The following is a 24,030-nucleotide window of genomic DNA, read 5'->3' on the forward strand; positions in this document are numbered from 1 at the left end:
TTTGGTGGTCGCCACCTAGTCCCTTGGTAGTAAGGCGCCGGATGGACACCACCGGTACTTTCTGCATATTTGCTCAGCCTCACCGGCTTTCTATGCTGGCGCTAACGGTCATGGAGAGCCTTATGCGCCAGCTTGCCCCTTACGCCCTGATCTACCTGCTGGCGATTGCCTGCGCCGCCGGCCTGGCCACCCGGAGCCAGGCCGCGGACGCCCCCTTGCAGGTGCGCATCGGCTATCTGGGTTATCGCCCCGACCCAGGCCCGCTGCTGTCGAACGTCATTCCCGAACCCACCGATGCCGGGCTGCGCGGCGCCGAACTGGCGATCACCGACAGCAACAGCACCGGGCGTTTTCTCAATCACGGCTACAGCCTGGTCAGCGCCAACGTCGACAGCCCCGAGGCCTTGCTCGAAGCGGCGAAGACTCAGCACGAACAAGGCCTGCGCCTGTTTGTGGTGAATGCCCCCGCCACCAGCCTGCGCCAATTGAGTGCCGCCCTGCCCGACAGCCTGCTGTTCAACGCCGGTAGCCCGGACGACAACCTGCGCACCACCGATTGCCTGCCGAACGTGCTGCACACCTTGCCGAGCCGGGCGATGCTCGCCGATGCACTGGCGCAGTTTCTGGTGCTGCGCAAATGGCAACGGGCGCTGCTGATTGTCGGCCCGACCCCGGACGATCAAGCCTATGCCGCTGCCCTGCGCCGCGCCGCCAAGCGCTTCGGCTTGCAACTGGTGGCGGAAAAACCCTGGAGCTTCGATAACGACCAACGCCGCAGCGCCCAGGCGGACATGCCGCTGTTTACCCAGACCACCGAGTACGACGTGGTACTGGTGGCCGATGAACGTGGCGACTTTGGCGAATACGTGCCCTACCAGACCTGGTACCCGCGTCCGGTCGCCGGCACCCAGGGCCTGACCCCGGTGGGCTGGCACAAGACCGTGGAAACCTATGGCGCCGCGCAGCTGCAAAAACGCTTCGAAGCCCTGACCGGGCGCTGGATGAATGACCGCGACTTCGCCGCCTGGATGGCCGTGCGCAGTATCGCCAGCGCCGTGAGCAAACTGCGCCAGGCCGAACCTATGGCGATCCGTACGCTGGACATCAGCGACCAGTTGCCCCTCGACGGTTTCAAGGGCCGCAAGCTCAGCTATCGGCCGTGGAACGGCCAGTTGCGCCAGCCGATCCCTATCGTGCAACCCAGGGCGCTGGTCAGCACCTCGCCCCAGGACGGTTTTCTGCACCCGTTCAACGAGATGGACAGCCTGGGTTACGACAAGTCCGAGGTCAGCTGCCGCTTTCCCTGATCCGATAATCACAACAACAAGGAATCCGCCATGCGCCGCACCCTGCTCTCTTGCACTTTGCTGCTCGCCGCTGGCCATGCCGTTGCCAGCACTGCCTGGGTCTCCAACGAAAAGGACAACAGCCTGAGCCTGATCGACCTGCAGACCCTGCAAGTCACCGACACCCTGCCCGTCGGCCAGCGCCCCCGCGGCCTGCTGCTGTCCCATGACAACAAGCTGTTGTACATCTGCGCCAGTGACTCGGACCGGGTCCAGGTGATGGACGTGGCCACGCGCAAGATCATCAAGGAACTGCCCTCGGGCAAGGACCCCGAGCAATTCGCCCTGCACCCCAACAATCGCTGGTTGTACGTTTCCAACGAAGACGATGCACTGGTCACGGTGATCGACACCGACACCTCGAAGGTCCTCGGCCAGATCAACGTCGGCGTCGAACCCGAAGGCATGGCGGTGAGCCCCGACGGCAAGTGGGCGGTCAATACCAGCGAAACCACCAACATGCTGCACTGGATCGACACCAGCACCCAGACCCTGGCCGACAGCACCCTGGTGGACCAGCGCCCGCGCTTCGTCGAGTTCTCCCCCGATGGCGCACAGCTCTGGGCCTCTGCGGAAATCGGCGGCACCGTGACCATTCTCGATGTGGCCAGCCGCACCGTGCTCAAGACCCTGAACTTTCAGATCAAGGGCGTGCACCCGGACAAGGTGCAACCGGTGGGCATCAAGCTCAGCGCCGATGGAAAATACGCTTTCGTCGCCCTCGGCCCGGCCAATCACGTGGCGGTGATCGATGCCAAGACCTTCGAGATTGTCGATTACCTGCTGGTGGGGCGACGGGTCTGGCAGATGGCGTTCACCCCGGACCAGAAGCAATTGCTGGCCACCAACGGCGTCAGCGGCGATGTCTCGGTGATCGATGTCGACAGCCTCAAGGTGAGCAAGTCGGTGAAGGTCGGGCGCTATCCCTGGGGCGTGGTGGTGACGCCATGAACGCCCTTGAAGTCAGCGACCTGTGCTTCGCCTACGGTGCTCGAGAGGCCTTGCGCAAAGTGAGTTTCAGCCTGGAGCCCGGGCGTTTCGCCGCGCTGCTGGGACCCAACGGCGCGGGCAAGTCGACCCTGATTGCCCTGCTGACCCGGCTCTATGATCTGCAGCACGGCGAGATCCGCGTCGGTGGCTGTTCATTGCGTAGCGCGGCACGCCCGGCACTCAAACAGTTGGGTGTGGTGTTCCAGCAAAGCACCCTGGACCTGGATCTCAGCGTCGAGCAGAATCTGCGTTATCACGCTGCATTGCATGGCCTGTCCCGGCGCCAGACCGACCTTCGGGTCGACGCCGAACTGGCCCGCCAGGCCCTGACCGAACGCCGTCGCGAACGGGTGCGTGAACTCAATGGCGGCCATCGTCGCCGGGTGGAAATTGCCCGCGCCCTGTTGCATGAGCCGCGCCTGTTGCTGCTCGATGAAGCCAGTGTCGGCCTCGACCCGGCCAGTCGCCGGGCGCTCAACCAGCACATCCGCAGCCTGTGTCGCGACGAGCGCATCAGCGTGCTCTGGACCACTCACCTGCTCGACGAAGTGCAGCCCAGCGATGACTTGCTGATCCTGCATCAGGGCCGGCTGGTGGCCAGTGGGCAGGCCGATGCCCTGAGCCAGGAACACGGCGGTGACCTCGGTTCGGCCTTCACCCGCCTGACAACATCAGGAGCTGCCCAATGAACGCTTACTGGCAATGCTTTAGCGGTATCGTGCTGCGCGAGTGGCTGCGTTTTGTGCTGCAACGCACGCGGTTTCTCAGCGCACTGGTGCGGCCTTTGCTGTGGCTGCTGGTGTTCGCCGCCGGTTTTCGCGCAGCGTTGGGGATCGCGATCATCGAACCCTACGACACCTACATCCCGTACGAGGTCTACATCATTCCCGGCCTGGCCTGCATGATCCTGCTGTTCAACGGCATGCAAGGGTCACTGTCGATGGTCTACGACCGCGAAATGGGCAGCATGCGCGTGTTGCTGACCAGCCCCCTGCCCCGAACCTTTCTGCTGTGCAGCAAACTGTTGGCCACGTCGCTGATTTCTCTGTTGCAGGTGTATGCGTTCCTGGCGATTGCCTGGGTCTACGGCGTGCGGCCACCGGCCGAGGGCTTGTTGATCGCATTGCCGGCCCTGCTGCTGGTGGCATTGCTGCTCAGCGCCCTGGGCCTGTTGCTGTCGAATGCGATCCGCCAGCTGGAGAACTTTGCCGGGGTGATGAATTTCGTGATCTTCCCGCTGTTTTTCCTGTCATCGGCGCTGTATCCGCTGTGGAAGATGCGCGAGGCCAGCGAGTGGCTGTATTGGCTGTGCGCGGTCAATCCCTTCACCCATGCGGTGGAGCTGGTGCGTTTCGCCCTTTATGAACGCTTCAATCCGCTGGCACTGACGGTGTGCGCGGGGCTGACGCTGCTGTTCGCGTTGCTCGCCGTACTGACCTTCAACCCGCAGCATGCAGCCTTGCGCAAAGCCAACTGACAACACGCCCCCTGTAGGAGCCAGCTTGCCGGCGAAGGCGGTAGGCCAGCCAACATCAATGCTGGAGCTGCCGGCCTCTTCGCTGGCAAGCCAGCTCCTACGAGGGTTCTCTACAATCACAGGGAAATTACTACTTTAGTACTGGTTTCCCTGTCTATCGTCGCATTCCCAACGCCCCCCGACTGGCATGTAATAGGTCCATAACTATAAGGACTGAATCCATGCCGCGTGCCCGACGTTGCCTGTTGCGCCCGACTCTTGCCGCCCTGTCGCTGGGCCTGCTGCTGAGCACCGCGCAGGCCGACACTGCGCTGTTCTCCGCTGACGGCTATCGCATCGGCCTGTACCGCAGCCCGACGCCAGACCAGCTGCAAGGCGCAACCACCGTCGACACCCGCGCCCTGCAAAACCTGCTCAATCAAACCCCGCGCCCGGCGCTGATCGACGTCTACCGCCGTCAGTGGCTGCAAGGGCAATTCATCGAAGACCAGCCCCATGAAAACCTGCCCGGCAGCCATTGGCTGGCCAATACCGGAGACGGCGACCTCACGCCGCAATGGCAGGACTATTTCGCCGCCAACCTGAAAAAGCTGACCGCCGGCGACCCGACGCAACCGCTGGTCTTCTATTGCCGCTCCGACTGCTGGTTGAGCTGGAATGCGGTCAAGCGCGCAGCCACCATGGGCTATAAGACTCTGTATTGGTATCGCGATGGCCTGGACGCCTGGCAAGCGGCCGGGCTGCCGGTTTCGCCGGCCCGGCCCGAGCCCTTTCCCTGAGTTTTACGCGTGCGCGTTGTTGCCACACCATAATCAAAATAATGAGGTGAAAGGCCATGTACAAAATCCTGATTGCCGACGATCACCCGCTGTTTCGCGAAGCCATCCACAACGTCATCAGCGACGGTTTTGCCGGCAGCGAAGTAATGGAAACCGCTGACCTGGACAGCGCCCTGGCCCTGACCCAGGAACACGACGACCTGGACCTGATCCTGCTCGACCTGAACATGCCCGGCATGCACGGCCTCAATGGCCTGATCAACCTGCGTAACGAGGCGCCGACCATTCCGGTGGTGATTGTCTCTGCCGAGCAGGACAAGCAGATCGTGCTGCAAGCCATCACCTACGGCGCGGTGGGTTTCATCACCAAGTCGTCACCCCGCACCCAGATGACCGATGCCATCCAGCAGATTCTCAATGGCAACGTCTACCTGCCCCCGGACATCATCCGCACCGCCAAAAGCAGCACCCACCGGCGCATGAACGACACCCCGAGCTTCCCGCCCGAGCTGCTCCAGGCCCTGACCCGCAAGCAACTGCAGGTGCTGGAGCGCATGACCAAGGGCGAATCGAACAAGCAGATCGCCTACACCCTGGAAATCGCCGAAACCACGGTCAAGGCCCACGTCTCGGCGATCCTGCGCAAGCTCAACGTGCACAATCGGGTTCAGGCGATCCTGAGTGCCGGGGATATAGATTTCGGGTCATATCTGCGGCGTTGAGGTTTTACCTGACAGACCGGGTCGCCCTTTTCGCTGGCAAGCCAGCTCCTACAGAATCACCTCAACCCTGTAGGAGCTGGCTTGCCAGCGAAGAGGCCCTCAATCACCGCTCAAAACTCAAGGCCTGCCCAGCAAATGACTCATCGCCGTCTTCAGCTTCATCGGCCGCACCGGTTTGTGCATCAGGGTGTGGCCCAGCTCGCGGATCTGCTGTTTGAGTTCATTGCTGTAGTTGGCCGTGATCATCATCGCCGGGATCGGTGAGGCACGGCGGGCGTTGATTCTTGCCACCGCATCGACACCGTTCCGATCGTTATCCAGGTGATAGTCGGCGATCAGCAGGTCGGCCTCGGCGTGATAGTTGTCCACTTGCCGCGCCAGGTCCTCCTCCGACAGCGCCGTCACCACCCGACACCCCCATCCCTCCAGCAAGGTGCGCATGCCGGCACAGATGGTCGCGTCATTGTCCAGCACCCAGATCCGGGCACCGCGCAGGCGTTCCAGCATCGGCTCGCTCATCTGCAGCGCCGGCGATGGTTGCGGCGCAGTGGCGCTCAACGGTACTTCGACCGAGAACATCGAACCCCGGCCCGGCCACGAGCGCACGTGAATGCGATGCCCGAGGATGCCGGCAATTTTCTCGACAATCGCCAGGCCCAGGCCCAGGCCGCGATCCTGATCGGGCCGCTGCACATCACCGCGCTTGAACTCCTGGAAAATCTCCTCCAGGCGATGCTCGGCAATGCCCATGCCGCTGTCCCAGACTTCGATCGTCAGGCACTGATGATGCCGCCGGCAACCGAGCACCACGCGGCCACTGCAGGTATAGCGAATCGCATTGCTCAGCAGGTTGCGCAGAATCCGCGCCAGCAACTGGATGTCGCTGCGCACCAGCGCCGAACAGCCGATGAAGTGCAGTTGCAGGCCTTCACTGCGTGCCACCTGGGTGTATTCGGCGGCCAGGTTGTCCAGCAGCTCACTGAGGGCGAACGGCACAATGTCGGCCTTGATCACCCCCGCATCGAGCTTGGAAATATCCACCAGGGTGCCGAGCAGGTTCTCCACGTCTTCCAGGGAATTGCTCACGTTGCGCACCAGAACTTCGCTGGACATCGGCTCGCGCCGCTCCAGCAAGGCACTGGTAAACAGGCGCGCGGCATTCAACGGTTGCAGCAGGTCATGGCTGACGGCGGCGAGGAACTTGGTTTTCGACAGGTTGGCCTGCTCGGCTTCCTGCTTGGCCTCGCGCAAGCGCGACTCGACCAGGCGCCGCTCATCGATCTCGCGCAGCAACTGGTCGTTGAGGGTGGTCAACTCCGCCGTGCGCTCGCGTACCCGCAACTCAAGGTTCTGATAGGCCTGATGCAGTGCTTCGGCGGTGCGGCGGCGTTCGGTGATGTCGCGGATCAGCACGAAAATCCCCACCACTTCGCCACTGGCCAGACGGTTGGGCACATAGGAGCGCAGCATGTAGCGCTCCTGGTTGTTGACATTGGTTTCAGCGAACTCGAAGGTCACGCTCTCGCCGGCCAGTGCCCTGGCCACGTAGGACTCCAGCCGCTGGTAATGCTGTTCGCTGTGCACCTCGCGCAGGCTCTGGCCGAGCATCACGCCGCGGGGCCAGCAGTACCACTCTTCGTAGACCTTGTTGGTGAACTCGTAGACCAGGTCGGCATTGAGGTAGGCAATCAATGCCGGTACGTGATCGGTAATCAGGCGAATCCAGTGTTCGCTTTCACTCAGCGCCTCGGCGTGCTGGTAGCGTTCGGTGATGTCGGTGAAGGTGTTGACGAAACCGCCGGCGGGCAACGGATGGGTGCGGATTTCCAGGACCCGGCCATCGAACAGGCGCTGCTCGCATTCGCGGATCGGTCGTCCATTGCCATCGCGACTGGCCGGGGTCAAAAGGTTCAACTCGCTGTCGGCAATCACTTCGGCAAACGGGCGATGGGCCGCCACCGGCGCCAGACCGCTCAACTCCAGGAAACGCCGGTTCCATAATTCAAGAATGCCCTCGGCGCTGACCATCGCCACCCCTTGGGACAGGTTGTCGACCGCCCGCTGCAACAAATGCGACTTCTGCGCCACCGCCTGCTCACGACGCATGGTTTCGCTGAGTTTGACGTCGGTAATGTCGGTGAACAGAATCACCCGCCCTCCTTCCTGGGTCGGCCGCTCGCTGACTTGCAGCCAGCGCCCGTTCTGCAGGCGGTACAACAGGTTTTCGTCGGCATGCCCGCGTGGCTCTTCGGTGAACAGGGGGTTGTTCATCATCAACCGCTTGACCTCGGTCAGGCGCATGCCGGCGTTGATCCGCACCCGGCTGTTGCTCCAGAACGCCTTGAAGCGACTGTTGAACAGCACGATGCGCTGCTCGGCATCGAACAGCACGAAGGCGTCGGAAATGCTTTCGATGGCATCGATCAGGTGTTGATGTGCCGTTTCCGCGCGCAGGCGGGCTTCGCTGAGCAAATGATTACCGGCCTTGAGTTCGGCCATGGCCTGGTTCAGGGCATCGGTGCGTTCGCGCACTTGCTCGGCCAGCACCACCGAATGCTGGAACGCCGCGTACGGATCGTTGCCGCGGGTCACCCCGGACTCGACCCGTTCGATCAGCGCGCCATTGATGCGCTGCAGTTTATGGTTTTCCAGGCGCAGCGCGGCCAGCTCGGCCTGCAGCTCAGCGATGTCCTGGGGCACGGCCACGGGCAATGGCAACGCCGGTGAAGGTCTGGTTGATGTGCATGCCATTGAACTGTTCTCCATAGGTGTTGAAACCCATCACCCGTTGCTCACGCAAAAACGAGCCGATCTGATCAAGACTGCCGTCGTCTTCGAGCTCCAGACGCCGCAGGAAACAGTCGCAACCGATGGTCAGCAGCAAATCCCCCAGTCGCTCCTGCAACCCCTCGAACAGGCTCTGCAGGTTCGGCAGCATCGGCCCCGGGGTCATGGCGGTGAGGACGATGCCATTTTCCACGGCGCAGTAGAAACTCAGGCTCAGGTCCGGATGCACCTGCTGGATGGCCCGCACGTAGTACTGCTGGTTGATCCGTACCGCCAACGGGTTCGCGGCGAAGACCCGGTGATCGAGCTGCGCCACCGGCACGCCGATGTGCCGGGCGTACTCGGCGGCGGCCGGTTCGGCATTGAGTTCGAAGACTCGCCGTGAGGCGCTGTCGGCCCCGGTGACCACCAGCTTCTCGGCACGGGGCAGCACGTGGTGGGTGGTGAACACTTCGAAATCCAGCCAGGTATTGACCAGCACCACCACGGCCGCGCCGCTGTGAAACTCGCCATCGAAGTACACATGGGTATGGGTCAGGTAGTTATCGTCGCCGGCCGAGCCGCCGAAATGCGGAATATCGCCCAAGGCCGCGCTCAAGGCCGCCAGGACCATTTCCTCGCGACTGGACAGGCCATCGAGCAGGGTCAGGGCAAAGCTGTTGCCCTTGATCGGGGCCAGGGTGTTGCTGCGACAGCCACTGACCAGGCGCTCGACCATTTGCTGGGCGTCGATCAGGCTGAAGTGCTCCATCTGGTCGATCAGCTCGATGGCGATGGAAAAGTGCCGGTGATCGAAACCCACCGCCGTCACGCAATTGCGCCCGTAGCCCAGCGCAGTGATTTCCCCGGCGCTGGTGCAGCCCGCCAGGCGAATGCCGCCGAAGCTTTGCTGCAAGGCCTGGCCCAGCGCCTGCAAGTCGTACTCGGCGGAACAGAAAAACAGCACGAACCCCAGGTGCGGATGCAACAACTGTCGCGCCAGTTCCTGCGCGACCTGTCGGGCATCGGTGGCCTGGGACATTGCGCTGACGACGCCTTCGCTCTGCTGCATCCTTACCTCCCGCAGGTGCGTGTGTATGAGGCACGAGTGTACGAAGCCTGCGAGGTGCGACGAATGCTACTTGGGTAGCGGGTAGCCGCTTCGATGGGATGAGAGTGTTTGAGGGGGTGGGGACTTGAAAGATGTAGCTGCAGAGGTGAAGCACGCGCTTTCGTGGCGAGGGAGCTTGCTCCCGCTGGACTGCGTAGCAGGCCCAAAACCGGCCGATGCGCGACCAGAATTCGGACCGCTACGCGCTCCAGCGGCAGCAAGCTGCCTCGCCACAAGGAAAGGATAAGCAGATCGGCTTTATTACCAGGTCAGCACCGCACCCACGGCAAAGGTGTCGGTGTCTTCGTTCTGCTCGTCGGTGTCGTGGCCGTTGATTTCGAACTGGTTGTACTCGGCCACCAGCTTGAGGTTGTCGTTCACGTCATGGAACAACGCGATGCCGCGGGTCTCGTAGTCCGCGCCGCTGCCGACCACGCCGTTGCCATCGTCGTTGGTCTTGCCGTAGGCCAAGGCCAGGCGGTTCTTGCCCAGTTTGTAGGAGCCCTGCAACAGGTAGCCGTCGCTGTCGACGTTGCGCAGGGTCGGCTCGCCGGCGAAGGCGCACTTGAAGCCCCCTTCGCCGGCAAGCCGGGCTCCTACAGGTCAAGCGCTCGCTTTTATCAGCATGTACACGGCGACCACGACGCAGATGCTGGCAAACCCGACCTGCAACGCCCGCGCCGGCACCCGGGCGCAGAGCTTGCGGCCGATGATCATGCCGACGATGCTGGAGACGATGAACGCAATGCCCGAACCGTCGATGCGTACGCCGGCCTGGAACGCGCCGATCACGCCGATGGCGGAAATCAGGCTGATCACCATCAGCGAGGTGGCGACAATCCCGCGCATCTGCACATCGGTCAGTTGCTTGAACGCCGGGACGATCAGAAAGCCGCCGCCCACCCCCAGCAATCCCGAGACCACACCGGTCACTGCCCCGAGAGCGGCGAGGGTCGCGGTGCATTTGGCGGTCCAGGAAAAACGCCCGGTCTGTTGATCGAGCATGCAGTTCTTCTGGCCCCAGTTGGCATGACCGTGATCGCTGGGGCCTTCGTCCTTGCGCTCGCGGCGCAACATCCGCCCGGCCACCACGACCATCAGCAGGCTGAACAGGATCATCAGGATCTTTTCCGGTAACCGGTGGGCGAAATAGATGCCCAGCGGCGAAAACACCGCGCCCAACGCCGCGATCAGCAGCGCCGCGCGATACCGCACCAGGCCATGGCGCAAGCCGTCGATGGCGCCGACCGCTGCCGCACTGCCCACCGCGAACAACGCCACCGGAGCGGCCTGGGTCATGCTCCAGCCCAACCCCAACACCAGGGCCGGGACCGCCAGGATACCGCCACCGGCGCCAGTCAAGCCGAGCACCAACCCCATCACTGCACCAAACAGACTTGCCAGCAACATAGGGAGTTCTCAGTAGTGCCGGGAGTCGGGTTCGATCACGCAGATGTTCATTGCTTGTTCCTTTTGCTGCACTTGTAGGAGCGAGCTCGCTCCTACAGGTTCGGTGTGTTGGACAAGATCAGGGTTGAACCCAGCTTTTAAGCACGGCCCCGCAATACAGCCCGGAGAGGGTTTTCATTACCTGGATCACTTCGTGACTGGCGAGACCGTAAAAAATGTACTTGCCTTCACGACGGGTCGCGACCAGTCCTTCATCGCGCAGGATGCCCAATTGCTGGGACAGGGTCGGTTGGCGTACGCCGGTCATTTTTTCCAGATCGCCAACGTTGCGCTCGCCCTGGGTGAGCTGGCACAGGATCAACAGGCGATCCTCATTGGCCAGGGCCTTGAGCAGCGCACACGCCTTGGAGGCCGAGGCGCGCAGTTGGGCGACTTCACATTCGGTCAGACTGGATTGCATTTGCAGGATGCCTTCAACGTCACTTAAGCTGTGAACATTATGTTTTTACATAAAGTGTTGCAACCCATGACTGACTTTTCTACCCCTGTACAGGTCCGTGTCCATGCCCGCGCTGATTGAAGCTTTCCTCGACCCCGCCTCCTCGACCTACAGCTACGTGGTCTACGAGGCTGACGGCGGGCAGTGTGCGATTGTCGATCCGGTGCTCGATTACGACGCAGCCTCCGGGCGTACCGCGACCACCCAGGCCGACAAAATCATCGCCTTCGTCCGCGCCCGTCACTTGCAAGTGCAATGGCTGCTGGAAACCCATGCCCACGCCGATCACCTGTCCGCCGCGCCCTACCTGCGCGGGCAACTGGGCGGCAAGATCGCCATTGGCGAGTCGATCAGCAAGGTGCAGGACGTGTTCAAGGCGCTGTTCAATCTGGAGCCTGCCTTTTGCGTCGACGGATCGCAGTTCGATCACCTGTTCGCCCCCGACGAATCGTTCATGATCGGCAACCTCAGGGCGACCGCCCTGCACGTGCCCGGTCATACTCCGGCGGACATGGCCTACCTGATCGGCAACGATGCGATACTGGTCGGCGATACGCTGTTCATGCCGGACGTGGGCACCGCGCGCTGCGACTTTCCGGGCGGCAATGCCAACCAGATGTACGCCTCGATCCACAAACTGCTGGCCTTCCCCGCCAGCGTGCGCCTGTACGTCTGCCACGACTACCCGCCCGAGGGCCGTTCCTCCCAATACATGACGACTGTGGGTGAACAGCGCAAAAGCAACATCCACGTGCGCGACGGCATCGACGAAGCCGCCTTCGTCGACATGCGCACCCGGCGTGATGCCGGGCTGGGCATGCCGACACTGTTGCTGCCGGCGATCCAGGTGAATGTGCGGGCGGGGAATTTGCCGCCGGCCGAGGGCAATGGCGTGACCTACCTGAAAATCCCCCTGAACAAACTCTGAACACAAAAACTTGAAATGCTGAAAGCGGCCTGCGGCCTTTCGCTGGCAAGCCAGCTCCTACAGGGGCTACGGGCGTGCGCAAACCTTGTGTAGGAGCTGGCTTGCCAGCGAAGGCGGCGTATCAGGCGATAAAGATGCTTGTGTCTAATTGCCAAGGGTCAGGCCGTTGGCCGGCAACGGCAGCGCGGTCTTGTAGCGCACCTGCTTGAGCGCAAAGCTCGAACGAATGTTCGCCACCCCCGGCACCTTGGTCAGAAAGTCCATCATGAAACGCTCCAGCGACTGAATGGTCGGCACCAGCACCCGGATCAGATAGTCCGGGTCGCCGGCCATCAGGTAGCACTCCATCACTTCGGGGCGATCGGAAATCGCTTCTTCGAAATGCTGCAACGCCTCCTCTACCTGCTTCTCCAGGCTGACGTGAATGAACACGTTCACGTGCAACCCCAACAGGTCGGCATCGAGCAGCGTCACTTGTTCGCGAATCACCCCCAGTTCTTCCATGGCCTTGACCCGGTTGAAACACGGCGTCGGCGACAGGTTCACCGAGCGTGCGAGGTCGGCGTTGGTGATGCGGGCGTTCTCCTGAAGGCTGTTGAGAATGCCGATATCGGTACGGTCCAGTTTGCGCATGAGACAAAACCACCTGCTTTTTATGTTTATGCAGGTTTTTTATCTTCAAATGACCTTCAACGCAACGAAACAGAGAGAAATATTCTTCTTGGCCGGGCCTATGATTGTTGTAGGACAAGATTTCTTCTACCGAACGAAATCTGTCAGCTCACTACAAGAAATTCACAAGATCGAGCGTAGAAGCCATGACCCAAGCGTACGAACCGCTGCGCCTGCACGTCCCCGAACCCTCGGGCCGTCCAGGATGCAAAACCGACTTCTCCTACCTGCATCTGACCGATGCCGGCACGGTGCGCAAACCCCAAATCGACGTTGAACCGGCTGACACGGCTGATCTGGCCCGCGGCCTGATCCGCGTGCTCGACGACCAGGGCAACGCCCACGGTCCCTGGGCAGAAAACGTGCCAGTGGCGATCCTGCGCAAGGGCATGCGCGCCATGCTCAAGACGCGTATTTACGACAACCGCATGGTGGTCGCCCAGCGTCAGAAAAAAATGTCGTTCTACATGCAAAGCCTTGGCGAAGAAGCCATCGGCAGTGCCCAGGCCCTGGCCTTGAACATCGACGACATGTGCTTCCCCACCTACCGCCAGCAAAGCATCCTGATGGCCCGCGACGTACCGCTGGTCGACCTGATCTGCCAGTTGCTGTCCAACGAGCGCGATCCGCTCAAGGGCCGGCAATTGCCGATCATGTACTCGGTCAAGGACGCCGGTTTCTTCACCATTTCCGGCAACCTCGCCACCCAGTTCATTCAGGCCGTGGGCTGGGGCATGGCCTCGGCGATCAAGGGCGACACCAAAATCGCCTCGGCATGGATCGGCGACGGTGCCACCGCCGAGTCGGATTTCCACACCGCCCTGACGTTCGCCCACGTGTACCGTGCACCTGTGATCCTCAACGTGGTCAACAACCAGTGGGCGATTTCCACGTTCCAGGCGATTGCCGGTGGTGAAGCCACCACCTTCGCCGGTCGCGGCGTCGGTTGCGGTATTGCCTCCCTGCGGGTCGATGGCAACGACTTCGTCGCGGTCTACGCAGCTTCTGCCTGGGCCGCCGAACGTGCGCGCCGCGGTCTCGGCCCGACCATGATCGAATGGGTCACTTACCGTGCCGGCCCGCACTCGACCTCCGATGATCCGTCCAAATACCGTCCCGCCGACGACTGGAGCCACTTCCCGCTGGGTGATCCGATCGCGCGTCTCAAGCAGCACCTGATCAAGATCGGCCAGTGGTCCGAAGAGGAACACGCTGCCGTCAGCGCCGAACTGGAAGCCGAAGTGATCGCCGCACAGAAAGAAGCCGAACAGTACGGCACCCTCGCCGGCGGCCAGATTCCGAGCCCCGCGACCATGTTCGAAGACGTCTACAAAGAGATGCCGGAGCACTTGAAGCGCCAGCGTCAAGAGTTGGGGATCTGACATGAACGATCACAACAACAAAATCGAGCTGGAAACCGCCATGACCACGACCACCATGACCATGATCCAGGCCCTGCGCTCGGCCATGGATGTGATGCTTGAACGTGACGACAACGTCGTGGTCTACGGCCAGGACGTGGGCTACTTCGGCGGCGTGTTCCGCTGCACCGAAGGCCTGCAGAGCAAGTACGGCACCTCCCGGGTGTTCGACGCGCCGATTTCCGAAAGCGGCATCGTCGGTACCGCCGTAGGCATGGGTGCCTACGGTCTGCGCCCGGTGGTGGAGATCCAGTTCGCCGACTACGTGTACCCGGCCTATGATCAGATCATTTCCGAAGCCGCGCGCCTGCGTTATCGCTCGGCCGGCGAGTTCACCGCACCGATGACCCTGCGCATGCCTTGCGGCGGCGGCATCTACGGCGGCCAGACCCACAGCCAGAGCATCGAGGCACTCTTCACTCAGGTGTGCGGTCTGCGCACCGTCATGCCGTCCAACCCGTACGACGCCAAAGGCCTGTTGATCGCCTCCATCGAAAACGATGACCCGGTGATTTTCCTTGAGCCCAAACGCCTGTACAACGGTCCCTTCGACGGCCACCACGAACGCCCGGTAACCCCGTGGTCGAAACACCCTGCGGCACAGGTGCCGGACGGCTACTACACCGTACCGCTGGACGTTGCCGCGATCGCCCGTCCGGGCAAGGACGTCACCGTGCTGACCTACGGCACCACCGTGTACGTGTCGCAAGTCGCCGCTGAAGAAACCGGCGTCGATGCCGAAGTCATCGACCTGCGCAGCCTGTGGCCGCTGGACCTGGAAACCATCGTCAAATCCGTGAAGAAAACCGGCCGCTGCGTCGTGGTTCACGAAGCCACCCGCACCTGCGGTTTCGGCGCCGAACTGGTGGCGCTGGTGCAAGAACATTGCTTCCACCACCTGGAAGCGCCAATCGAACGCGTCACCGGTTGGGATACCCCTTACCCGCACGCGCAAGAGTGGGCGTATTTCCCAGGGCCGTCCCGAGTGGGCGCGGCGTTGAAACGGGTCATGGAGGTCTGAATGGGCACGCACGTCATTAAAATGCCGGACATTGGCGAAGGCATTGCAGAAGTTGAATTGTCACAGTGGCACGTCAAGGTCGGCGATTTGGTCGTCGAAGATCAGGTACTGGCCGATGTCATGACCGATAAAGCAATGGTGGATATCCCGTCGCCGGTGCATGGCAAGGTCATCGCCCTTGGCGGCCAGCCGGGCGAAGTCATGGCGGTCGGCAGCGTGCTGATCAGCATTGAAGTCGAAGGCGCGGGCAACGTTAAGGAGTCGGCGCAACCGGCCCCCGTTAAAGAAGCCCCGGTGGCCACGCCCAAAGTTGAAGCCGTGGTTGAAAGCAAACCGGTCGCGGCCCCGGCGCCGAAAGCTGCCGTCTGCCAGGGCCCGATGGTCGCTCGCCAAGCCGATGAGCGTCCGCTGGCCTCCCCGGCCGTGCGCAAGCATGCGCTGGACCTCGGTATTCCGTTGCGCCTGGTGCGTGGCACCGGCCCGGCCGGCCGCATACTGCATGAAGACCTCGACGCCTACCTGGCTCAGGGTCAGTCGAACGCTTCGGCACCGGTGGCGGCTGCTTACGCCCAACGTACCGATGAGCAGCAGATCCCGGTGATCGGCATGCGCCGCAAGATCGCCCAGCGCATGCAGGACGCCACCCAGCGTGCAGCCCACTTCAGTTATGTCGAAGAAATCGACGTCACCGCGGTGGAAGAGCTGCGCGCGCACCTCAACGAAAAACATGGCGCCACCCGCGGCAAGCTGACCCTGCTGCCGTTCCTGGTCCGCGCCATGGTCGTCGCCCTGCGTGACTTCCCGCAAATGAACGCCCGCTACGACGACGAAGCCCAGGTCATTACCCGCCTCGGTGCGGTCCACGTCGGTGTCGCGACCCAGAGCGATGTCGGCCTGATGGTGCCGGTGGTGCGTCACGCCGAAGCCCGCAGCCTGTGGGACAGCGCGGCGGAAATCTCGCGTTTGGCCAGCGCCGCACGCAACGGCAAGGCCAGCCGCGATGAGTTGTCCGGCTCGACCATCACCCTGACCAGCCTCGGCGCCTTGGGCGGCATCGTCAGCACGCCGGTGCTGAACCTGCCGGAAGTGGCGATTGTCGGTGTGAACAAGATCGTCGAACGGCCAATGGTGATCAAAGGCCAGATCGTGATCCGCAAGATGATGAACCTCTCCAGCTCCTTCGATCACCGCGTGGTCGACGGCATGGACGCGGCGCTATTCATCCAGGCCATTCGTGGCTTGCTCGAACAACCCGCGACCCTGTTTGTGGACTAATTTTGGTGGAGCACGCATGCAAACTCTGAACACCACACTGCTGATCATCGGCGGCGGCCCCGGCGGTTATGTGACCGCGATCCGTGCCGGCCAGTTGGGCATCCCGACCATCCTGGTGGAAGGCCAATCCCTGGGCGGCACCTGCCTGAACATCGGCTGCATTCCGTCCAAGGCACTGATTCATGTCGCCGAGCAGTTTCACCAGACGCAACACCACAGCCAGCATTCGGCCCTGGGCATCAGCGTTTCGGCACCGACCCTCGATATCACCAAGAGCGTCGAGTGGAAGGACGGCATTGTCGATCGCCTGACCACCGGCGTCGCGGCGCTGCTGAAAAAGCACAAGGTCCAGGTCGTACAAGGCTGGGCCAAAGTCATCGACGGCAAGACCGTGGAAGTCGGCGACACGCGCATCCAGTGCGAACACCTGGTACTGGCCACCGGTTCCAGGAGCGTCGACCTGCCGATGCTGCCCATTGGCGGGCCGATCATCTCGTCCACCGAAGCCCTGGCGCCGACCTCCGTGCCCAAGCGCTTGATCGTGGTCGGCGGCGGGTACATCGGTCTGGAGCTGGGCATTGCCTATCGCAAGCTCGGCGCCGAGGTCAGCGTGGTGGAAGCGCAGGAGCGCATCCTGCCGGCCTACGACGCCGAACTGACCCAGCCTGTGCACGACGAACTGAAAAAGCTCGGCGTGAAGCTTTACTTGAAACACAGCGTGCAAGGCTTTGATTCTTCTAACAATACCTTGCAGGTACTGGAACCGGGCGGCGAGACCCTGAACCTGGAAACCGATCAGGTGCTGGTGGCCGTCGGTCGCAAGCCGAACACCCAGGGCTGGAACCTCGAAGCGCTGAACCTGGACATGAACGGTTCGTCGATCAAGATCGACCACCGCTGCCAGACCAGCATGCGCAACGTCTACGCCATCGGCGACCTGAGCGGCGAACCGATGCTTGCGCACCGGGCCATGGCACAGGGCGAGATGGTTGCCGAACTGATCAGCGGTAAGTCCCGCGAGTTCAACCCGACCGCCATCGCTGCCGTGTGCTTCACCGACCCGGAACTGGTGGTGGTCGGCAAGACCCCGGACGAGGCCAAGGCCGCAGGCTGGGACTGCATCGTTTCCAGCTTCCCGTTCGCCGCCAATGGCCGGGCCATGACCCTGGAATCGAAAAGCGGCTTCGTGCGCGTGGTCGCCCGTCGCGACAATCATGTGATTGTCGGCTGGCAGGCGGTGGGCGTCGGCGTGTCCGAATTGTCCACGGCGTTTGCACAAAGCCTGGAGATGGGCGCGCGGCTGGAAGACATCGGCGGCACCATCCATGCCCATCCGACGCTCGGCGAGGCGGTGCAGGAAGCGGCGTTGCGGGCTCTGGGGCATGCGTTGCACCTGTAGGAGCGAGCTCGCTCGCGAAAAACGTCAGGACAACGCGGTCATTCAGACGAGACGCGTTATCGTTGACGTCCATCGTCGGATCGCCGCCCGGAGCAAGCTCGCTCCTACAAGGAACGCAATCCGGGCTGCGAAATGGGCCCGGAATGAAGTATTGTTGTGCCCATCCAAAAAACGTCAGAAGCCTTTAACCGTTTCGGCGGTTGTCAAGTGATAGAGGGTGTCATGGGTAACGAAAGCATTAATTGGGACAAGCTGGGTTTTGACTACATCAAGACCGACAAGCGCTATCTGTCGCACTGGCGTAACGGCGAGTGGGACAAAGGCACCCTGACCGAAGACAACGTGCTGCACATCAGCGAAGGCTCCACTGCCCTTCACTATGGCCAGCAGTGCTTCGAAGGCCTGAAGGCCTACCGCTGCAAGGACGGTTCGATCAACCTGTTCCGCCCGGACCGGAACGCCGCACGCATGCAACGCAGCTGCGCTCGCCTGCTGATGCCGCAGGTGTCCACCGAACAATTCGTCGAAGCATGCAAGGACGTGGTCCGCGCCAACGAGCGTTTCATCCCGCCGTACGGCACCGGCGGCGCGCTGTACCTGCGCCCGTTCGTGATCGGCGTGGGTGACAACATCGGCGTGCGTACCGCGCCGGAGTTCATCTTCTCGATCTTCTGCATCCCGGTCGGCGCCTACTTCAAGGGCGGCCTGACCCCGCACAACTTCCTGATCTCCAGCTACGACCGCGCCGCGCCACAAGGCACCGGTGCCGCCAAGGTCGGTGGCAACTACGCCGCCAGCCTGATGCCGGGCTCCCAGGCCAAGAAGGCGCATTTCGCCGACTGCATCTACCTGGACCCGCTGACCCATACCAAGATCGAGGAAGTCGGTTCGGCCAACTTCTTCGGGATCACCCACGACAACAAGTTCGTGACCCCGAACTCGCCATCGGTACTGCCGGGCATCACCCGTCTGTCACTGATCGAGCTGGCCAAATCGCGCCTGGGCCTGGAAGTGATCGAGGGCGACGTGTTCATCGACAAGCTCTCCGACTTCAAGGAAGCCGGTGCTTGCGGTACGGCCGCGGTGATCACGCCGATTGGCGGCATCAACTACAACGACCACCTGCACGTGTTCCACAGCGAAACCGAAGTCGGCCCGGTCACCCAGAAGCTCTACAAAGAGCTGACCGGCGTGCAAACCGGCGACATCGAAGCGCCAGCGGGCTGGATCGTCAAGGTCTGATCTGACGCCAGCCCCAAAAAAGCCCCCCATCGGGTGACCGACGGGGGGCTTTTTCATGGCCGAATGAAAAGATCGCAGCCTGCGGCAACGCCTACATTGGATATTTCGCAACCCCCGCAGGAGCTGCCGCAGGCTGCGATCTTTTGCTCTTCCCCTCAATATCCAACCGCCACTCAACCCCGAACCGCCCCGCTATCTCCTTGCGCCCCAACGCCGTCAACGCCAACGCGCGGCTGTCCAGATCCTGGGTCACCCACTTGCGCTTGAGCGCCGTTTGCAGCAACGCCGCGCCCAGCGATCCGCCCAGATGTGGCCGACGCATGCTCCAGTCCAGGCACGGGCAGGCAAAGCGACGGCGCAAGCTGCTCAATTCCCGTACCTCGATCCCAAGCCCCTGAAACATTGCCGAACCACTGTCAGTCAAGCGATAGGCCCGTTCGTCGGTTTCCTCGAGCCAGCCCGCTTCGAGCATCCGGTCATGTATCAACACCGCCAGGGTGCCCGCCATGTGGTCGTAGCAGGTGCGGGCAAACTGCAGGCGATCCGGGGTGCGCGACTGGAAGCTTGGCGCGGAGTTCTGGCCGATCACCATCAGCGCCTCCAGGGCCTGGGCCACGCGTTTGTCCGCCAGGCTGTAATAGCGATGACGTCCCTGAACGTGCAGCCGTACCAGCGCCAGTTCCTTGAGTTTGGCCAGGTGGGCACTGGCGGTCGACGCGCTGACTTCGGCCACCGCCGCCAGTTCAGTGCTGGTGCGGGCGTGGCCGTCCATCAGCGAACAGAGGATTTTCGTCCGCGCAGGCTCAGCGATGGCTGCTGCCACCTGCGAGACGCCGATGTCGTGTTGTTCTGCGCTCATATTTCGCTCCCGGACGAATCAATGCCCTTTCGGACTGGAGATAGTAGCAACACTTTCCGACAACAAAAGGCTGTGACCCATGGACCCGATCATCGCTGCGACCCATACCGATCCCTATCCCTACTACGCCCAACTGCGTGCCGAAGGCGGGCTGGCTTTTCATCCGGGGTTGAATCTGTGGGTGGCCAGCAGCGCCCGGGCGGTGGCCGCCGTCCTGGCGCATCCCGATTGCCACGTTCGCCCCGTGCAGGAGCCAGTCCCCAAGGCGATCGCCGATGGCATCGCCGGCCAGGTGTTCGGCCAATTGATGCGCATGAATGAGGGCGAGCGCCAGCGTTGCCCACGGTCGGCGATTGCGCCGGGTCTGGAGTCGATCGATACGCGGGAGGTCGAAACCCTGGTCAGCGCCCGATTGGTGACCGCGGATGCCGCTGGCCTGTACAACGCCATGTTCCGCGGGCCGGTGTGCGTGGTGGCGGCGTTGTTGGGATTCACCCCGGCTCAGGGCCGCGCCGTCAGCGAGTTGACGGCGGATTTCGTCGCCTGCCTGTCGCCCTTGAGTGACGCGGCGCAATTGACCACCGCCCACGCCGCAGCCGAACACTTGAGCGGTTACCTCATCGAATTGCTCGACGATCCGCACAACCACAGCCAATTGCTTGCAGGTATCCGCCAGCGCTTCGCGTCCGGTGCGCCGCAAACGCTGATCGCCAACCTGATCGGCCTGTTCTCCCAGACCTTCGAGGCCACTGCCGGGTTGATCGGCAACGCCGTGCTGGCATTGATTCGACACCCGTCGTTGCGCAGCGAATCAACCCCCGTCGAAGATCTGCTGGCCGAAGTGCAGCGCTTCGACCCGCCGGTCCAGAACACCCGCCGCTTCGTCACCACCCCCTGCGAGATTGACGGGGTGAGGCTGAGCGCCGCAGACGTGATCCTGGTGCTGCTGGCCTCGGCCAATCGCGACCCGCAGCTCAACGACAACCCCGACGCGTTCCTGCCCGACCGCCCGAACCGGCGCAGCTTTACCTTTGGTGCGGGGCGCCATCAATGTCCGGGACAGCGCCTGGCGTTATGCATTGCCGGCGCTACCGTCCGGCAAATTCTGACGATGAAGCCGGCACTGGATCGCCTGACCTGGCATTACCGCCCGTCCGTGAATGGACGGATTGCGCTGTTCAGTGACTCATCGAAAACCGCTCAGGCAGTGCGGTGTTCGACGGTCAGGTGAGACAACTCATGGACCGGCGCCAGGCGTTCGCGAATGGTGTCGGCACTGACATTGGCCGGGGCCACAACGCTGACAATCGCGGCCCGTGCCTGCGGGCCGACCTGCCACACATGCAGATCGCTGATACGCACATCGTCCGACTTGAGCAACTCGCGAATCTCATCGGCAATATGGGCATCGGTGACATCGAGCAACACCGCAGCGCTGTCACGCATCAATCCAACGGCCCATTTCGCAATCACAATGGCGCCGACAATACCCATCACCGGGTCCAGCCACACCCACCCCAGATAACGCCCCGCCAGCAACGCGGCAATCGCCAGCAGTGAAGTCAAGGCATCGGCCAGCACATGGACATAAGCCGAGCGCAGGTTGTTGTCATGATGGTGATGATGGCCGTGGCTATGCCCGTGATCATGGTCATGATGACCGTGGTCGCCCGCCAGCAAAAAGGCACTGACGATGTTCACCGCCAGCCCCACTACCGCAATCACCGTCGCTTCGGTGAATGCCACGGTGGTTGGCTGAAACAGGCGAAGAACGGACTCACCGGCAATGCCGATCGCCACCAGCCCCAGCACCATGGCCGAGGCAAAACCGGCCAGGTCCCCGACCTTGCCGGTGCCGAAGCTGTAACGCGTGTTGTTGGCGTTGCGCCGCGCGAACCCATAGGCCAGCGCCGCGATGCCCAAGGCCCCGGCGTGGGTGGCCATGTGAAAACCATCGGCCAGCAACGCCATGGAACCGGTGATGTAACCGGCAGCGATTTCGCCAATCATCATCACAAACGTCAGCGCCACCACCCATAAGGTGCGTCGGGCGTTTTCATCATGGGATGCGCCGAGAAATACATGGTCGTGGGTAAAACGCGAAGCCTGGGGTGTCTGTTTCATGGGATTCAGGCCTCTACTTGGCATAACGACGGATGGCCAGCAACAAGTCTTCCACGCCCTGTGCGCGTTCTTCATCGCTCAGGCCCGGATGGGCCACGTGCTCGCGGGCGTGGGCGTCGATGAACTGCTCCAGCAGACCATTGACCGCGCCCCGGATCGCAGCCACCAGATGCAGGGTCTTGGCGCAATCAGCATCGGACTCGAGCGCCCGCTCCACGGCGTCCACCTGACCGGCAATCCGCCTCACCCGCTTGATCAAGTCATCTTTGTGTTGGTGAATGTGCGACATACCCATACCCCCTACCCCTATATGGCGCATATGGTCGCAGATAGAGCGGAGCCTGACCAGCTACAAGTCAATCATCCCGCGTCAGCACTTCCAGCAATTCGATTTCGAAGATCAGGTTCGAATTCGGCGTGATCTTGCCCATGCTGCGTTCGCCATAGGCCAGATGTGCCGGCACCAGCAACTTGCGCTTGCCACCGACCTGCATGCCCATGATGCCCAAGTCCCAGCCCTTGATAACCCGACCGGTACCGATCACGCACTGGAAGGGTTTGCCACGGCTATGGGAAGAATCGAATTCGGTCCCGTCCTCCAGCCAGCCACGGTACTGGGTGGTGATCAGCGCGCCTTTTACGGCGGCTTTTCCGTCACCCACTTGCAGATCGATCACCTGAAGCTCGTCATTCATTGAATTCACTCGTATGCTCACTCGCCCTCAAGGGCCTGACGGGCGCCGTTTTCCCAGATTTGCCCCTGGTTGGCAACCATTGCCACCTCCCGCGCGACGTTTACAGCTGTTTGCTGAACTAAAATAATCAACAATTACCCGTACGGTTCACCGCCCTGATGGCCATCCCCGAATGATCCTGCTCTGGACCTGCGTCATCCTTGGTTCAATTGCGCTTGCCCTGATCGCCGCGCTGGTCTGGCGCGAACGTTCGCTGCAAAAACAACTGGCGGAGTATCGCCTGGTCATCAACAGCCTGTCCGAAGGTCGCAACATCCACCAGGATGATGACGCCGAGCGCTTCAAACGCAGCCAGTATTTCGCTCGTATCGGCACCTGGGACTGGGATGTCGATACCGACCGGTTGTACTGGTCAGATGCCATTTTCGGCATGTTCGGCTTCAAGATCGGCGAAGTGACGCCCTCCTACGCCCTGTTCTGCTCCTGCGTGCATCCCGATGACCGCCTGAGGGTGCGGGCCGGCGAACTGCGTTGCCTGGAAACCGGCGAAAACCATGACGAGGAATACCGCGTGGTCTGGCCCGACGGAACGATCCGCTGGCTGCGGGAAACCGGCAACGTGGTCAAGAACGACCACAACGAAACGATCAAGATGATGGGCGTGGTACGCGACATCACCGAAGAAAAGGCCTCGGCCAGCTACCTCAAGCACCTGGCCCATTTCGACCCGCTGACCGGCCTGCCCAATCGCCTGGTGCTCGAAGAGCGCCTGTCCGAAGCGCTGGAGCTGGCGCGCGCCGGCGCCACGCGGGTGGCCCTGGTGTTTGTCGATCTCAACGGCTTCAAGGCCATCAACGACCGCTATGGTCATGCAGCCGGCGACCGGGTGCTGGTCACCACCGCCACACGGCTCAAGCGCATCCTGCGCGGCACCGACACCGTTGCCCGGATCGGCGGCGACGAATTCGTGGTCATCCTCCAGGGGCTGCCCCAAGGCCAATGCCTGCAAGACGAAGCGCGCACGATCTGCCAGAAAATCTTCGTCGAACTCTCCCCGCCCGTCACCATCGGCAACGACCAGCGCCACATCGGCACCAGCCTTGGCGTCGCGGTGTTCCCCGATCACGCGCCGAGCATCGACCGCCTGCTGCACATTGCCGACCTGGCGATGTATGAGGCCAAGCGCAGCGGGAACAATCAGTATCGGCTAGGCACCGAGAGCATGGTGTGGGCACACAGCGAATAGCGATTCGTCGGCGGATGCCCATCGCGAGCCCGCTCGCGAAGGCGGCGG

The 24,030-nt window shown here is 62.2% G+C and carries 23 protein-coding genes and 1 pseudogene; 14 read left to right on the top strand and 10 right to left on the bottom strand.

Annotated features, from left to right (window positions below):
• Positions 1-122: 122 nt before the first annotated feature.
• The 6 genes from KGA81_RS16285 (at position 123) to KGA81_RS16310 (ending at position 5,314) form a co-directional block, all read left to right on the top strand.
• Positions 123-1,307, top strand: coding sequence for an ABC transporter substrate-binding protein (locus KGA81_RS16285; protein ID WP_223547216.1), 1,185 nt, complete (start codon positions 123-125; stop codon positions 1,305-1,307).
• Positions 1,308-1,337: 30 nt separating this feature from the next.
• Positions 1,338-2,297, top strand: coding sequence for a YVTN family beta-propeller repeat protein (locus KGA81_RS16290; protein WP_223547217.1), 960 nt, complete (start codon positions 1,338-1,340; stop codon positions 2,295-2,297).
• On the top strand, positions 2,294-3,025 hold the full coding sequence (locus KGA81_RS16295; RefSeq protein WP_223547218.1) for an ABC transporter ATP-binding protein: 732 nt from the start codon (positions 2,294-2,296) through the stop codon (positions 3,023-3,025). The genes KGA81_RS16290 and KGA81_RS16295 overlap by 4 nt, the downstream gene beginning before the upstream one ends.
• Positions 3,022-3,813, top strand: coding sequence for an ABC transporter permease (locus KGA81_RS16300; RefSeq protein WP_223547219.1), 792 nt, complete (start codon positions 3,022-3,024; stop codon positions 3,811-3,813). Before KGA81_RS16295 ends, KGA81_RS16300 begins: the two co-directional genes overlap by 4 nt.
• Before the next feature lie 221 nt (positions 3,814-4,034).
• Positions 4,035-4,592 (top strand): PQQ-dependent catabolism-associated CXXCW motif protein, encoded by a 558-nt coding sequence (locus KGA81_RS16305; RefSeq protein WP_223547220.1) that lies wholly within the window; start codon positions 4,035-4,037, stop codon positions 4,590-4,592.
• A 56-nt stretch (positions 4,593-4,648) separates the two neighbouring features.
• A complete protein-coding gene (locus KGA81_RS16310) occupies positions 4,649-5,314 on the top strand; it encodes a response regulator transcription factor (RefSeq protein WP_108215949.1) in 666 nt (221 codons plus the stop codon).
• A 117-nt stretch (positions 5,315-5,431) separates the two neighbouring features.
• Here KGA81_RS16310 and nahK read toward each other — a convergent pair whose 3' ends face one another.
• The 5 genes and pseudogenes from nahK to KGA81_RS16335 all read right to left on the bottom strand — a co-directional run bounded on the left by nahK (position 5,432) and on the right by KGA81_RS16335 (position 11,061).
• Positions 5,432-8,065: a hybrid sensor histidine kinase/response regulator NahK/ErcS' gene (gene nahK / locus KGA81_RS16315; RefSeq protein WP_223547221.1), complete on the bottom strand. Its 2,634-nt coding sequence runs from the start codon at positions 8,063-8,065 to the stop codon at positions 5,432-5,434.
• The gene (gene nosP, locus KGA81_RS16320) at positions 7,995-9,152 is read right to left on the bottom strand and encodes a nitric oxide-sensing protein NosP (RefSeq protein WP_223547222.1); all 1,158 of its coding nucleotides are present in this window, start codon (positions 9,150-9,152) and stop codon (positions 7,995-7,997) included. Before nosP ends, nahK begins: the two co-directional genes overlap by 71 nt.
• 300 nt (positions 9,153-9,452) lie before the next feature.
• A pseudogene (locus tag KGA81_RS16325) lies at positions 9,453-9,752 on the bottom strand (porin); the annotation flags it as partial.
• Positions 9,753-9,794: 42 nt separating this feature from the next.
• Entirely contained in the window at positions 9,795-10,601 is an 807-nt protein-coding gene (locus KGA81_RS16330) for a sulfite exporter TauE/SafE family protein (protein ID WP_223547223.1), read from the bottom strand.
• A gap of 118 nt (positions 10,602-10,719) precedes the next feature.
• Entirely contained in the window at positions 10,720-11,061 is a 342-nt protein-coding gene (locus tag KGA81_RS16335) for an ArsR/SmtB family transcription factor (RefSeq protein WP_218428678.1), read from the bottom strand.
• Between the two features lie 103 nt (positions 11,062-11,164).
• On the opposite strand from KGA81_RS16335, the gene KGA81_RS16340 reads away from it, so the two are divergent.
• Positions 11,165-12,028, top strand: coding sequence for an MBL fold metallo-hydrolase (locus KGA81_RS16340; RefSeq protein WP_223547224.1), 864 nt, complete (start codon positions 11,165-11,167; stop codon positions 12,026-12,028).
• 144 nt (positions 12,029-12,172) lie between these two features.
• On the opposite strand, the gene bkdR is transcribed toward KGA81_RS16340, so the two are convergent.
• Positions 12,173-12,661, bottom strand: coding sequence for a Bkd operon transcriptional regulator BkdR (bkdR, locus tag KGA81_RS16345; RefSeq protein ID WP_007976593.1), 489 nt, complete (start codon positions 12,659-12,661; stop codon positions 12,173-12,175).
• A 185-nt stretch (positions 12,662-12,846) separates the two neighbouring features.
• Between bkdR and KGA81_RS16350 the strand changes: the two genes are divergently transcribed.
• The 5 genes from KGA81_RS16350 (at position 12,847) to KGA81_RS16370 (ending at position 19,058) form a co-directional block, all read left to right on the top strand.
• Positions 12,847-14,082: a 3-methyl-2-oxobutanoate dehydrogenase (2-methylpropanoyl-transferring) subunit alpha gene (locus KGA81_RS16350; RefSeq protein WP_223547225.1), complete on the top strand. Its 1,236-nt coding sequence runs from the start codon at positions 12,847-12,849 to the stop codon at positions 14,080-14,082.
• 1 nt (position 14,083) lies between these two features.
• Positions 14,084-15,142 carry an alpha-ketoacid dehydrogenase subunit beta gene (locus KGA81_RS16355; protein ID WP_223547226.1) on the top strand — a complete coding sequence of 353 codons (1,059 nt, stop codon included), beginning with the start codon at positions 14,084-14,086 and terminating at the stop codon, positions 15,140-15,142.
• Positions 15,143-16,417 carry a dihydrolipoamide acetyltransferase family protein gene (locus KGA81_RS16360; protein ID WP_223547227.1) on the top strand — a complete coding sequence of 425 codons (1,275 nt, stop codon included), beginning with the start codon at positions 15,143-15,145 and terminating at the stop codon, positions 16,415-16,417.
• A 16-nt stretch (positions 16,418-16,433) separates the two neighbouring features.
• The gene (lpdA, locus tag KGA81_RS16365) at positions 16,434-17,816 is read left to right on the top strand and encodes a dihydrolipoyl dehydrogenase (protein ID WP_223547228.1); all 1,383 of its coding nucleotides are present in this window, start codon (positions 16,434-16,436) and stop codon (positions 17,814-17,816) included.
• Between the two features lie 222 nt (positions 17,817-18,038).
• Positions 18,039-19,058 carry a branched-chain amino acid aminotransferase gene (locus tag KGA81_RS16370; RefSeq protein ID WP_223547229.1) on the top strand — a complete coding sequence of 340 codons (1,020 nt, stop codon included), beginning with the start codon at positions 18,039-18,041 and terminating at the stop codon, positions 19,056-19,058.
• Between the two features lie 91 nt (positions 19,059-19,149).
• On the opposite strand, the gene KGA81_RS16375 is transcribed toward KGA81_RS16370, so the two are convergent.
• The gene (locus tag KGA81_RS16375; protein ID WP_223547230.1) at positions 19,150-19,917 is read right to left on the bottom strand and encodes an ArsR/SmtB family transcription factor; all 768 of its coding nucleotides are present in this window, start codon (positions 19,915-19,917) and stop codon (positions 19,150-19,152) included.
• 79 nt (positions 19,918-19,996) lie between these two features.
• Here KGA81_RS16375 and KGA81_RS16380 point away from each other — a divergent pair, with 79 nt between their 5' ends.
• The gene (locus KGA81_RS16380; RefSeq protein ID WP_223547231.1) at positions 19,997-21,148 is read left to right on the top strand and encodes a cytochrome P450; all 1,152 of its coding nucleotides are present in this window, start codon (positions 19,997-19,999) and stop codon (positions 21,146-21,148) included.
• Here the strand turns inward: KGA81_RS16380 and dmeF are convergent.
• From dmeF to KGA81_RS16395, 3 genes are all read right to left on the bottom strand, one after another.
• Positions 21,118-22,041, bottom strand: coding sequence for a CDF family Co(II)/Ni(II) efflux transporter DmeF (dmeF, locus tag KGA81_RS16385; protein WP_223547232.1), 924 nt, complete (start codon positions 22,039-22,041; stop codon positions 21,118-21,120). The genes KGA81_RS16380 and dmeF overlap by 31 nt on opposite strands.
• 13 nt (positions 22,042-22,054) lie before the next feature.
• The gene (locus KGA81_RS16390; protein WP_223547233.1) at positions 22,055-22,330 is read right to left on the bottom strand and encodes a metal/formaldehyde-sensitive transcriptional repressor; all 276 of its coding nucleotides are present in this window, start codon (positions 22,328-22,330) and stop codon (positions 22,055-22,057) included.
• 67 nt (positions 22,331-22,397) lie between these two features.
• On the bottom strand, positions 22,398-22,736 hold the full coding sequence (locus KGA81_RS16395; RefSeq protein WP_223547234.1) for an FKBP-type peptidyl-prolyl cis-trans isomerase: 339 nt from the start codon (positions 22,734-22,736) through the stop codon (positions 22,398-22,400).
• A 172-nt stretch (positions 22,737-22,908) separates the two neighbouring features.
• On the opposite strand from KGA81_RS16395, the gene KGA81_RS16400 reads away from it, so the two are divergent.
• The gene (locus KGA81_RS16400; protein ID WP_223547235.1) at positions 22,909-23,982 is read left to right on the top strand and encodes a sensor domain-containing diguanylate cyclase; all 1,074 of its coding nucleotides are present in this window, start codon (positions 22,909-22,911) and stop codon (positions 23,980-23,982) included.
• The last annotated feature ends 48 nt before the right edge of the window (positions 23,983-24,030 follow it).

Origin of the sequence: Pseudomonas sp. A-B-19, from assembly GCF_019947515.1 — a bacterium.
GTDB lineage: Bacteria > Pseudomonadota > Gammaproteobacteria > Pseudomonadales > Pseudomonadaceae > Aquipseudomonas.